Annotated in this window: 7 protein-coding genes; 3 read left to right on the forward strand and 4 right to left on the reverse strand. The window is 63.5% G+C overall.

Annotation, left to right across the window (positions count from 1 at the left end; translation table 11 throughout):
* Window positions 1–74: 74 nt before the first annotated feature.
* The 3 genes from B9A31_RS20340 to mfd are packed head-to-tail and all read right to left on the reverse strand — an operon-like array spanning window position 75 to window position 7452.
* Window positions 75–3368: a DEAD/DEAH box helicase gene (locus B9A31_RS20340; protein WP_177325294.1), complete on the reverse strand. Its 3294-nt coding sequence runs from the start codon at window positions 3366–3368 to the stop codon at window positions 75–77.
* A gap of 52 nt (window positions 3369–3420) precedes the next feature.
* Complete coding sequence (locus B9A31_RS20345; RefSeq protein WP_027615684.1) at window positions 3421–3993, reverse strand: CsiV family protein; 573 nt, start codon at window positions 3991–3993, stop codon at window positions 3421–3423.
* Window positions 3994–4002: 9 nt separating this feature from the next.
* A complete protein-coding gene (mfd, locus tag B9A31_RS20350) occupies window positions 4003–7452 on the reverse strand; it encodes a transcription-repair coupling factor (protein ID WP_084297303.1) in 3450 nt (1149 codons plus the stop codon).
* Window positions 7453–7619: 167 nt separating this feature from the next.
* Between mfd and B9A31_RS20355 the strand changes: the two genes are divergently transcribed.
* The 3 genes from B9A31_RS20355 (at window position 7620) to sthA (ending at window position 11838) form a co-directional block, all read left to right on the forward strand.
* Window positions 7620–9083, forward strand: coding sequence for a glyceraldehyde-3-phosphate dehydrogenase (locus B9A31_RS20355; protein WP_016714907.1), 1464 nt, complete (start codon window positions 7620–7622; stop codon window positions 9081–9083).
* A 157-nt stretch (window positions 9084–9240) separates the two neighbouring features.
* Window positions 9241–10239 (forward strand): FAD:protein FMN transferase, encoded by a 999-nt coding sequence (locus B9A31_RS20360; protein WP_025754457.1) that lies wholly within the window; start codon window positions 9241–9243, stop codon window positions 10237–10239.
* Window positions 10240–10443: 204 nt separating this feature from the next.
* The gene (gene sthA / locus B9A31_RS20365) at window positions 10444–11838 is read left to right on the forward strand and encodes a Si-specific NAD(P)(+) transhydrogenase (protein ID WP_025754456.1); all 1395 of its coding nucleotides are present in this window, start codon (window positions 10444–10446) and stop codon (window positions 11836–11838) included.
* Window positions 11839–11886: 48 nt separating this feature from the next.
* Here sthA and B9A31_RS20370 read toward each other — a convergent pair whose 3' ends face one another.
* A complete protein-coding gene (locus tag B9A31_RS20370) occupies window positions 11887–12603 on the reverse strand; it encodes a glycerophosphodiester phosphodiesterase (protein WP_019096214.1) in 717 nt (238 codons plus the stop codon).
* Between the last annotated feature and the right edge of the window lie 30 nt (window positions 12604–12633).

The raw sequence follows: 12633 nt of genomic DNA on the forward strand, positions 1-12633 counted from the left end.
CGAGATCGAGCGCCGCCCGCGCGGCGCTCGATCTGACGGGCGACAAAACCCTCAAGTCATGCGCCCCGAAACACTCACCGCCCACGCTTCCCCGGCAGCGGCGCAAACAACGCCTCGATCTCTTCATCCCCCAGTCGCCACTGCCCAGCCTGCCCGCCATCCAGCAGGCTTGCCGCCAGCGCCGCCTTTTCCTGCTGCAACAGCTGAATCTTCTCCTCCACCGTCCCCCGCGTAATCAGCTTGAACACGAACACCGGCTTGTCCTGGCCAATGCGGTAGGCGCGGTCGGTGGCCTGGTTCTCGCTGGCCGGGTTCCACCAGGGGTCGAAGTGGATCACCGTGTCCGCAGCTGTCAGGTTCAGCCCCACGCCACCTGCCTTGAGGCTGATCAGGAACACGTCGCTCTCACCTTGCTGGAATTGCTGTACCGGCGTGCGCCGGTCGCGGGTGTCACCGGTCAGCAGGCTGTAACGGATCTTGCGCTTCTGCAGTTCTTGCTCGATTAGCGCCAACATCGAGGTGAATTGCGAGAACAACAGTACCCGCCGCCCTTCGCTGAGCAGTTCTTCGAGCATTTCCAGCAGCGCACCCAGCTTGCCCTTGTCGGCCTGGTTACCCTTGCTTTCCACACCCTTGACCAGGCGCAGGTCGCAGCACACCTGGCGCAGCTTGAGCAGGGCGTCGAGAATGACGATCTGGCTGCGGGCGGCGCCATTGCGGGCGATTTCGTCGCGCACTTTCTTGTCCATCGCCACGCGCACGGCCTCGTAGGTGTCGCGTTGGGCGTCGCTCAGCTCCACCCAGTGCACCATCTCGGTCTTGGCAGGTAGCTCGGTGGCCACCTGTTCCTTGGTGCGGCGCAACAGGAACGGCCGAATGCGTGTAACCAGGTGGGCCAGCCGCTCGTTGTCGCCATGGCGCTCGATGGGGGTACGGTAGTCCTGGTTAAAGCGCTTCAGGTCACCCAGCCAGCCGGGCATCAGGAAGTGGAAGATCGACCAAAGCTCGCCCAGGTTGTTTTCCATTGGCGTGCCGGTCAGGCACAGGCGCTGGTTGGCTTGCAGCTCGTAGACGGCGAGTGCGGCCTTGCTGGTGCTGCTCTTGATGTTTTGCGCCTCGTCCAGCACCAGTACATGCCAGGGTTGGCTGCGCAGGTGTTCGAGATCGCGTGGCACCAGGGCGTAGGTGGTCAGGACGAGGTCGTATTCGTGCAGCGTGGCGAAATGCTTGCTGCGCCCCGGGCCTTGCAGGGCCAGCACGCGCAGGTCGGGGGCGAAGCGCTGGGCTTCGTCCAGCCAGTTGGGCACCAGGCTGGTCGGCATCACTGCCAGGGCGGGAGCGGTCAGTCGCCCGGCCTGCTTTTCCAGCAGCAGGTGTGCCAGGGCCTGCAGGGTCTTGCCCAAGCCCATGTCGTCGCCCAGGATGCCGCCTGTGCCCATTTCGCGTAGTGCCTGCAGCCAGTTAAGGCCCTGTTGCTGGTAGGGGCGCAGGCTGGCCTGCAGCCCTGTGGGCGGGGCTACCTGCAAGTCGCGGGCGTCGCGCAGGCGGCGGCCCAGATCCCGCACATGTGCGCCGCCTTCCCAGTGCAGGGGCAAGCCTTCGATCTCGTTCAGGCGTGCGGCATCGGCGCGGTCCAGGCGCAGGGACGGGCCGGCTACGTCTTCGTGCAGGTACAGCTCGCCCAAGGTGCCCATTACGGCCTTGATGCGGCCGTAGGGCAGGGCAACGCGCAGGGCCGAGGCATCGAGGCGGCCGCGGTTGAGGTCGATCAGCAGGTGCTCGTCGTCGCTGCGCCGGGCCAGTTCGCTGGGGCGCAGCAATTCCGGGTTGCTGCGCAGCAGTTGCAGCACAATCGGCAGCAGGCTGTGGCGCTGGCCATCGACCACGATACCCAGCTCCAGGTCGAACCATTCATGGCCGGGGGCTTCGTCGATGGTGGCGTACCAGTCGTCTACCTCTTGCAGGTTGAAGGCGAAATCGCGGTGGATGTCGATGTCCCACCCGGCCTCGCGCAGGCGGGGCAGGCCTTCGCGGGCAAAGCGCAGCCAAGCTTCGTCGTCTGGCAGCTGAAACATCTCGCCGGCGCTGTCGGGCAGGGCCTTGCTTTGTCGGGTGGCGGCCTTGAAGCCCAGGTCAAGCAGCACCTTGCGCAGCGCCTGCTCGGCCTGCGGCTGGCGGCGGATGCGCTGGCTGGTGTTGTTGATCAGGCGGGTCAGCGGTTTTTCGTCGCTGCCGCTGGCGCGTAAACCGTCATAGTCGAACGCCAGTGCGGCTCGATGCTGCATCTGCCGCTGCATGCGGCCGGTCTTGGGCATGTAGGCGCTGAATTCGAGGCTGCCGAGGGTCAGGTGCGGCCTGGGTTGAATACTGTCGATTTCTTCACTGCGTACGCTTGTAGGCGTTGGCACCTGGCGATTCAGCGCATTCAACCGGTGGCTCAGGGGGATGATCAAGTGTTCGGGCACCGTAGGTGCGCTTGCCAGTTGGCTGGCAATGAACGGGTCAAGACCATGCTCAAGCTTGCCAGTCATACCCGTTTGAGTATCGATGTAGTAGAGCGGGTCGAGCGGCAGTGCCACGTCATGCATCCGCTTGTCATTGTGCCACGAACCGCGATAGCTGCCGTTCTCAAGCCTCATCCAGCGGAACTCGGCTTGGAGGGTCGGCCCAGGGATTAATGACAACTGTTTCTCGGCATGAATCAAGCGCCCACTGGCAAGTGCGAATTCATACAGCTCTGCACCTTGTTTACCTTCCAGTCTGGCGATGGGCATGCTGGAATTATTGGCAAGGGTGTCAATCAACCTGAGGATGCGCAGATCTTCATCTGTGACATAACGCGGCGTGTAATAGAGCATTTCAGGCAGCGAGCTGGCACGCCCCAGCTTCAGCTGACCATCGGCTTCGCGGGTGCCTTTGGATACGCTGAGCGTGCAAACGCCATGGTCGTTAACGACCTTGTAGTAGAGCGAGGGGCCTTTGCGCTTGGCGGGTTCAGCGGGCTTGGTCGGGACTTCCAGGGTTTCGACCCAGTGGGCGAGTTCAGGGGGGAGGTCGAGCGAGTGCTGGGTCGTTTCGGCAGGTGCAGGCGGGGTGTCCTGATCGCCTTCGCCGCAATCCGGGCCCTGTTCCAGCAGGTAAAGTGCAGCGGCGCAATGCTTGCAGTTTTCACCTACAGGGCACGTGCAACTGCCCTCGCATTCCAGGCCATCTCCAGTCATGTCCAGGGTTATGCGCTGGTAGTAGGTGCGGCCCGCGGAGCCTGTACACTCAGCGCGGATCGTCATGCCCAGGATCGATACGATCGCGCTTCTGCCTTCATCGGCATAGTCCCGACCGCGCCGCAGGGTCTTGCGATCAAACGACATAGTCCAGCCATTGTGCGCCCGCACAAAGAACTGCGCATCGCTCTCGCTCACGTCACTGCTCCATCATCTCCGGGTCCACCACCGGCATTTTCGGCGTACCCGGTGGCGTCACCTTCAGCAGTACGGCCAGGTGGCCGCCGTCGAGGAAGGTCAGCTGGCCGCCCTTGACGTTGCTGTTGCTCTGCTTGAACTGCTCGCTTTGCAGCACGTTGCCGTTGCCGTCCAGCTGGTTGACCCAGAAGTTGGCCTCGACAGTGATGAAGCGGCCTTCGGCGATGCTCAGGTTACCTTCGATGGGGAAGTGGCCGAACTGCTCAGTACCTTCGCCCAGGGCAATGCGGCCGGGCTCGCTGCCCACCTGCTGCTGCCAGGCCTTGTGCATCAATACGGTGTAGTCGGCAGTGGCTTCCAGGCGGGTGGCTTCGTCCTCCAGCGCCAAGCGGCGCTCGGCGTCCTTTTCCAGGCGTGGGGCGCCGGCGCTCCAGTTTTCCGGGGCGAACGGGCTGGTGAAGGCGGGCACGCTGTTTTGCCGCACCAGGATCATTTCAACCTGATACAGGCCTTCGGCGAAGGCGGCTGGCGCAAACAGCGCCAGCAGCAGGGTCAGGCTACGGATGGCACGCATGGATCTTCCTTAGGCAGGCTGTGGGGTCAGGCGCTCGAACAGCGCCTCCAGGGTGTTGAAACGTTCGTCGGGGCGCTCCATCGGCACCAGGAAACGGAACTGGGTCGCACCTTCGAACTTGTAGCGTTTGGGCTGCCCCTGGATCAGCTTGATCAGGGTCAGCGGGTCGACCGGGGTTTCGGCCTCGAACTCGAGCTTGCCGCCATTGGGGCCGGCGTCGACTTTCTTGATGCCAAGCTTTTCCGCATGCAGCTTGAGCGAGGTCAGGCGCATCAGGTTCTTGGTTGGCTCCGGCAGCAGGCCGAAGCGGTCGATCATTTCCACTTGCAGGTCTTTGAGGCCTTCTTCGTCGGCCGCCGAGGCAATGCGCTTGTACAGGATCAGCCGCGCGTGCACGTCGGGCAGGTAGTCTTCGGGGATCAGCGCCGGCAGGCGCAGGTTGATCTCCGGGCCACCGCCCAGTGGCTGTTCGAGGTTCGGCTGGGTGCCTTTGCGAATCGCCTTCACCGCACGTTCGAGCATTTCCATGTACAGGGTGAAGCCCACCGCCTGGATCTGCCCGCTTTGACCTTCGCCCAGCAGCTCGCCCGCACCGCGGATTTCCAGGTCGTTGGTGGCCAGCACGAAACCGGCGCCCAGGTCCTGGGTGTTGGCGATAGCCTCCAGCCGTTTTTCGGCGTCGGCGCTGACTTTCTGCCGGGTGGGTGTGAGCAGGTAGGCGTAGGCCTGGTGGTGGCTGCGCCCGACCCGGCCACGCAACTGGTGCAACTGGGCCAGGCCGAACTTGTCGGCACGCTCGATGACGATGGTGTTGGCGCTGGGCACGTCGATGCCGGTTTCGATGATGGTCGAGGCCACCAGCACGTTGAAGCGCTTGTGGTAGAAGTCGCTCATCACCTGTTCCAGCTCGCGCTCGCGCATTTGCCCGTGGCCAATGCCGATGCGCGCCTCGGGTACCAGCTCGGCGAGGTCGGCGGCGCATTTTTCGATGGTTTTCACATCGTTGTGCAGGTAGTACACCTGGCCACCGCGCAGCAGTTCACGCAACAGCGCTTCCTTGACCGTGCTCTTGTTCTGTTCCATGACGAAGGTGCGCACCGACAGGCGGCGCGCCGGCGGCGTGGCGATGATCGACAGGTCGCGCATGCCCGCTACCGCCATGTTCAGCGTACGCGGAATCGGCGTGGCGGTGAGGGTAAGGATGTCGACCTCGCTGCGCAGGGCCTTCAGTTGCTCCTTCTGGCGCACGCCAAAACGGTGTTCTTCGTCGATGATGGCCAGGCCCAGGTCCTTGAAGCGCACATCGTCCTGCAGCAGCTTGTGGGTGCCGATGAGGATGTCGATCTTGCCTTCGGCCAGGTCGGCGGCAGCGGCGGCCACTTCCTTGGCGGATTTGAAGCGGCTCATCACTTCCACGGTCACCGGCCAGTCAGCGAAGCGGTCACGGAAACTGTTGTAGTGCTGCTGGGCGAGCAGTGTGGTGGGCACCAGCACGGCCACCTGGCGGCCGCTGTGCACAGCGATGAACGCGGCGCGCATGGCCACTTCGGTTTTGCCGAAGCCGACATCGCCGCACACCAGACGGTCCATCGGCTTGGGTGCCAGCATGTCGGCACGCACGGCTTCGATGGCGGCTTGCTGGTCCGGGGTTTCTTCGAACGGGAAGCCGGCGCTGAAGGTGGCGTAGTCGGCAGACGGGTCGGCAAACGCATAACCCTTGCGCGCAGCGCGACGAGCATAGATGTCGAGCAGCTCGGCGGCCACGTCGCGCACCTGTTCGGCGGCCTTGCGCTTGGCTTTCTGCCAGGCCTCCGAGCCCAGCCTGTGCAACGGCGCCAGCGCGTCGTCGCTACCGGTGTAGCGAGCGATGAGGTGCAGGTTGGCCACTGGCACATACAGCTTGGCGTTCTCGGCGTATTCCAGGGTAAGGAACTCGGCGGCCTGGCCGTCGATTTCCAGGGTGGCCAGGCCCAGGTAGCGGCCCACACCGTGGTCGATGTGCACCACTGGCGCGCCTTCGCGCAGCTCGGTGAGGTTCTTGATGACGGCGTCGTTGGCGGTTTCGCCACGCTTGTCGCGGCGTCGGCGCTGCATCACCCGCTGGCCGAACAGCGGGCTTTCGGCCACCAGGGCCAGGCCTGGGTCGTCCAGCACCAGGCCGTCGTCCAGCGGAGCAATGGTGATTGCCAGGCGCTCGCTGCCGGTAATGAAATCGTCCCAGCCGTCGACGGTATGCGGGCGCAGCTTCAGCCGGTCGAGCAGTTCCAGCAACACTTCGCGGCGGCCCGCCGATTCGGCGGTGAACAGCACGCGGCCGGGGAACTGGTCGAGGAAGTTGGCCAGTTCGGCCAGCGGCTGGTTGGCCTTGGCCTCGATGGCCAGATTGGGCAGGGCGCGTGCCGGGAAGCGCTCGCGGCCCGCGCCCGGGTCGAGGTCTTCGCTGCTGACCACCACCCGCGGCCACTGCTTGAGCCGGGCAAAGCAGTCTTCCACCGGCAGGAACAGCTCGGCCGGTGGCAGCAGCGGCCGGCTCAGGTCGCCGCGACGGTCTTCATAACGCCCGCGTACGTCGTTCCAGAAGTGTTCGGCGGCCTGCTCCACACCGGGCAGCGAGAACACCTGGGTGTCGGCTGGCAGGTAGTCGAACAGGGTCGAGGTGTCTTCGAAGAACAGTGGCAGGTAGTACTCGATACCGGCGGGGATGATGCCGCTGGCCAGGTCCTGGAAGATGGCGCTGCGGCGGAAGTCGACGTCGAAGCGCTCGCGAAAGCGCGCCTTGAAGCGGGTCACTTCCTCTTTCTGCATCGGGAATTCGCGTGCCGGCAGCAGGCGCACCGAATCCACCTTGTCGATCGAGCGCTGGGTCTCGGGGTCGAAGGTGCGCAGCGTCTCGATCTCGTCATCGAACAGGTCGATACGGTAGGGCAGTTTGCTGCCCATCGGGAACAGGTCGATCAGCGCGCCGCGCACGGCAAACTCGCCATGCTCGTACACGGTGTCGACGCAGCGATAGCCGCTGGCCTCCAGGCGCGTACGCATCTGTTCCACGTCGATGGTCTGGCCCACATCCAGCACCAGGCTGCTGCCTAGCAGAAAGCGTGTGGGTGCCAGGCGGTGCAGGGCGGTGGTGACCGGCACCACGAGGATGCCGTGGCTCAGCTCCGGCAGCCGGTACAGGCTGGCGATGCGCTGGGAAATGATGTCCTGGTGTGGCGAGAACAGGTCGTAGGGCAGGGTTTCCCAATCGGGGAACGGCAGCACCGGCAGGTCTGGGGCAAAGAAGCGCAGCTCCTGTTCCAGACGGTCGGCGGCCTGGCTGTCGGCCGTCAGCAGCAGGGTGAAGCGGCCAGCGCTGCTGGCGGCCTCGGCGATGGCAAGGCTGAGGGCGGCACCGGGCAGGTTGCCCCAGGTTTGTTTGCCGGCCGTGGCCGACATTTGCGGTAGGCGCAGAACTGACACGGGAGATTGCACTCCAAGCGTTGCGGCAAAGAGACCGATTGTACCGGTGCCAGTGCCGCCTGTCAGGCTTGAAAGGGCATGAACGCTGGCTTGCGTGACTGCGACAGGCGCTCATTGCCGGTTCCGCGTTGGGGCGTCATAATGTAGCCCCTTTTTTCTGTCCCTACATGTGGAAGGTTCCCGTGACTCAGAAGCCCGACCAGTGTCTTGGTGAGTGGATCGATCGTGAAGCCCTGGCTGAAGCGATGATCCCGCTTATCGGTCAGCTCTACCGCAACAACAACGTGGTGAGCTCGATTTATGGCCGCAGCCTGATCAACCGTTCGGTTATCTCGATCCTCAAGGCGCACCGCTTTGCGCGTCATCGTCAAGCCGACGAAACCGAACTGTCCGTCCACGAGACATTCCCACTGCTCAAGGCCATGAGCGAGCTAAAACTGGGCGCCGCTTCGGTCGATCTGGGCAAGCTGGCCAACAAGTTCAAGCAGGAAGGCAATGGCCGCACTGCCGAGCAGTTCGTCCGTGAAGAGCTGGCTGACGTGGTTGGCCAGCAGAACGCTTCGGCCCGTAAAGGCACCGACGTTGTCCTGTACGGCTTCGGTCGCATCGGCCGCCTGCTGGCGCGCATCCTGATCGAGAAGACCGGTGGTGGCGACGGCCTGCGCCTGCGTGCCATCGTCGTGCGCAAAGGCGCCGAAAACGACCTGGTCAAGCGTGCCAGCCTGCTGCGTCGTGACTCGGTTCACGGCCCGTTCGATGGCACCATCACCATCGATGAAGCCAACAACACCATCACCGCCAACGGCAACCTGATCCAGGTTATCTACGCCAAGAGCCCGAGCGAAGTCGACTACACCCAGTACGGCATCGACAACGCGCTGATCGTCGACAACACCGGCGTATGGCGTGACGCTGACGGCCTGGGTCAGCACCTGGCCTGCCCGGGCGCTGCCCGCGTGATCCTCACCGCACCTGGCAAGGGCGCGCTGAAGAACATCGTGCACGGCATCAACCACGGTGACATCGCCGCCGATGACAAGATCATCTCGGCAGCTTCCTGCACCACCAACGCCATCGTGCCGGTACTCAAGGCCATCAACGACCAGTACGGCATCGTCAACGGCCACGTCGAAACCGTTCACTCGTTCACCAACGACCAGAACCTGATCGACAACTTCCACAAGGGCAGCCGCCGTGGCCGTGCCGCGCCGCTGAACATGGTCATCACCGAAACCGGCGCCGCCACTGCTGCCGCCAAGGCACTGCCAGTGCTGAAGGGCAAGCTGACCGGCAACGCCATTCGCGTGCCGACGCCGAACGTTTCGATGGCCATCCTGAACCTGAACCTGGAAAAGGCCACCTCGCGCGACGAGATCAACGAGTACCTGCGCCAGACCGCCATGCACTCGGAGCTGCACAAGCAGATCGACTACGTCAGCTCGCAGGAAGTGGTTTCGACCGACTTCGTCGGCTCGCGCCACGCCGGTGTGGTTGACGCTGAAGCCACCATCGCCAACGACAACCGCGTTGTTCTGTACGTCTGGTACGACAACGAGTTCGGTTACAGCTGCCAGGTGGTTCGCGTGATGGAAGAGATGGCCGGTGTGAACCCGCCAGCGTTTCCACGCTAATGCGCTTGTAAGGCAATGAAAAAACGGGAACCTTCGGGTTCCCGTTTTTTTTGCCTGGAGTAAGTTGTGTGGCGTCTGTTAGATCGAGCGCCGCCCGCGCGGCGCTCGATATGTGCCACACCACAAAATTCAAGCCAAGCACCCAGGAACCGATTTTTTGCGCAAAGCCTTACTGTCCTTCCTCCTGCTGCTAACCGCCTGCAACCAAGGCCCTACCCTGGAGCGCCTGGGTGGCCCGACCATGGGCAGCAGCTACAGCATCCAGTACGTCCGTGAGCCCGGCGGCCCGGCGCCGGAGCAGGTGCAAGCGGCGGTCGAAACCATCCTGGGCGACATCGACCAGCACTATTCGACCTACCGCGCAGACTCCGTTGTCAGCCTGTTCAACCAGTTGCCCGCCAACCAGTGCCTGGCCCTGCCGCCCGACATGCTCGAACTGGTCAACCTTGGCCAGCATCTGGCCGAGCAGAGCGATGGCGCCTTCGACCTCACCGTCGAGCCCTTGCTCGACCTGTGGGGCTTTGGCCCCCAGGCCCGCCACGAGCAGGTGCCGGACCCGCAAGCCCTGGCTCAGGTGCGCCAGCGCGTGGGCTACCGGCACTTGCACATCAAAGGGCAGGCCCTGTGCAAGGACGCCCAGGTGCAGCTCGACTTCAACAGCATGGCCGCTGGCCATGCCGTCGACCTGATTGCCGCTCGCCTGCAAGCCATGGGCGTAACCCGCTTTGTCGCCGAGGCCACTGGCGAGCTCAAGGCGGTCGGCCGCAAACCTGACGGCAGCCCTTGGCGCATCGCCCTGGAACTGCCCCGTGAAGACCGCCAGATCGCACGCCAGATCATCCCGGTCAATGGCCTTTCAGTATCAACCTCGGGTGACTATCGGCACTATTTCGAGCAGAATGGCCGGCGCTATTCGCACGCCTTCGATGCCCGCCTGGGGCGCCCGGTGCAACATGACCTGGCCGCCGTCACCGTGCTACACGCTTCGGCGCTGCAGGCCGACGGTTATTCGACGCTGCTGCTGATCCTTGGTCCCGAGCGTGGCTGGGACTTTGCCCTGGCGCATGGCCTGGCTGCGGTATTGGTGACTCGGGCCGAGGGTGGCTTCGTCTCCCGAGCTACGCCCGCATTCGAACGGGCGGTGAAAGGCGATTGAAAGCGCAGGCAGGGATGATTGCCGCCAGGGAATGGGTAAACCATATGTAGTGCGGGCGAAATTGGCCTACGACGCGACCAAGGGTTAATGTGCGCGGCGTTCACGCTTGATTAGACTGCACCCGAATTTTCTCATGACGCCCCGGCGGCATGATCGCGCCCCGCGAGCGACCGTGGCTTGCGGGCCAGTTCTGAAGGAGTACGCATGGCTGTCTACAACTACGACGTAGTGGTGCTGGGTTCCGGCCCGGCCGGTGAAGGTGCGGCAATGAACGCCGCCAAAGCAGGGCGCAAGGTAGCGATGGTCGATGACCGTCGCCAGGTTGGTGGCAACTGCACCCACTTGGGTACCATCCCGTCCAAGGCACTGCGTCACTCGGTGCGGCAGATCATGCAGTTCAACACCAACCCGATGTTCCGTGCCATCGGTGAGCCACGCTGGTTCTCGTTCCCGGACGTGCTGAAAAGCGCCGAGAAGGTGATTGCCAAGCAGGTGGCATCGCGCACTGGCTACTACGCCCGTAACCGCGTTGACTTGTTCTTCGGCACCGGCAGCTTTGCCGACGAGCAAACCGTCGAAGTGGTGTGCCCGAACGGCGTGGTGGAAAAACTCAACGCCAAGCACATCATCATCGCCACTGGTTCGCGCCCGTATCGCCCGGCCGACATCGACTTCCACCACCCGCGTGTCTACGACAGCGACACCATCCTCAGCCTCAGCCACACCCCGCGCAAGCTGATCGTGTACGGCGCCGGTGTGATCGGTTGCGAATACGCCTCGATCTTCAGTGGCCTGGGCGTGCTGGTAGAACTGGTGGACAACCGTGGGCAGCTGCTGAGCTTCCTGGATTCGGAAATTTCCCAGGCGTTGAGCTACCACTTCAGCAACAACAACATCACCGTGCGCCACAACGAAGAGTATGAGCGCGTCGAAGGCCTGGACAACGGGGTTGTCCTGCACCTGAAGTCGGGCAAGAAGATCAAGGCCGACGCCTTGCTGTGGTGCAACGGCCGTACCGGCAACACCGACAAGCTGGGCCTGGAGAACATCGGTATCAAGGTTAACGGCCGTGGCCAGATCGAGGTCGACGAGGCCTACCGCACCAGCGTGCCGAACATCTACGGTGCAGGCGACGTGATCGGCTGGCCAAGCCTGGCCAGTGCGGCCCATGACCAGGGCCGTTCAGCGGCTGGCAGCATCGTCGACAATGGCAGCTGGCGCTTCGTCAATGACGTGCCGACCGGCATCTATACCATTCCGGAGATCAGCTCGATCGGCAAGAACGAGCAGGAGCTGACCCAGGCCAAGGTGCCGTACGAAGTGGGCAAGGCCTTCTTCAAGAGCATGGCGCGCGCGCAGATCGCCGGCGAGCCGCAGGGCATGCTGAAGATCCTGTTCCACCGCGAAACCCTGGAAATCCTCGGCGTGCACTGCTTCGGCTACCAGGCTTCGGAAATTGTCCACATCGGCCAGGCGATCATGAACCAGCCGGGTGAGCACAACAACCTGAAGTACTTCGTCAACACCACGTTCAACTACCCGACCATGGCCGAAGCCTACCGGGTAGCTGCCTACGATGGCCTGAACCGGCTTTTTTGAGCGGCTCCGACCGGTGGCCTGAGCCGGTCGGAGAGACCGATTTCAACCCTACCCGAGGGTGGTCTTGGCCAAACCGGGAAAGTCTGTAATCAGGCTGTCCACGCCAAAGTCAGCGAGCCGGCGCATCAGTGCCGGTTCGTTGACCGTCCACACCGACACGTGCAAGCCCTGGCCCTGTGCTTTCAGCAGGCGCTCGGGGGTGCACAGTGTCCAGTTCAGGGCCAGCATCTCGCAGCCGTAGTTCTGCGCCACCTTCAACGGGTCGAGCCAGGCGTATTCGGCTACCAGCCCGCGTTTCACGTCTGGCACCAGCTCCTGGGCTGCGCCCAATACTTCGCGTGAGCTGGAGGTGATGGTTACCTTGTCCAGCAGGCCGTATTGCTGGGCCAGTTCGCGGATCGCCAGCACGGTGGTGGCGGCGCGGGTGCGCGAAGCGCTCTTGACTTCCAGCTGCCAGTGCTCGAACGGGCACTTCTCGAACAGTTCTTCCAGTTTTGGAATAGGGCAGGGCTGCACATGGCCCGGGCCGCCTTTACGTGCGTCGATTTTCACCAGGTCGGCGGCCGGGTGCTCGACCACCTTGCCGCGTTTGCCGGTGGTGCGCTTGAGGGTAGGGTCGTGTATCACCATCAGCTCGTTGTCGGCCGACAGGTGAAGGTCCAGCTCGCAGCGGGTGACGCCGTGGGACAGGCACTGGCGAAAGCTGGTCAGGGTGTTCTCGGGTGCTTCGCCCTTGGCGCCGCGATGGCCGTAGATCAGGGTCACGTTCGTTCCTTCAAATCAGGGGAAAATAGG

This window comes from Pseudomonas sp. URIL14HWK12:I5, assembly GCF_900176445.1.
Lineage (GTDB): Bacteria > Pseudomonadota > Gammaproteobacteria > Pseudomonadales > Pseudomonadaceae > Aquipseudomonas > Aquipseudomonas monteilii.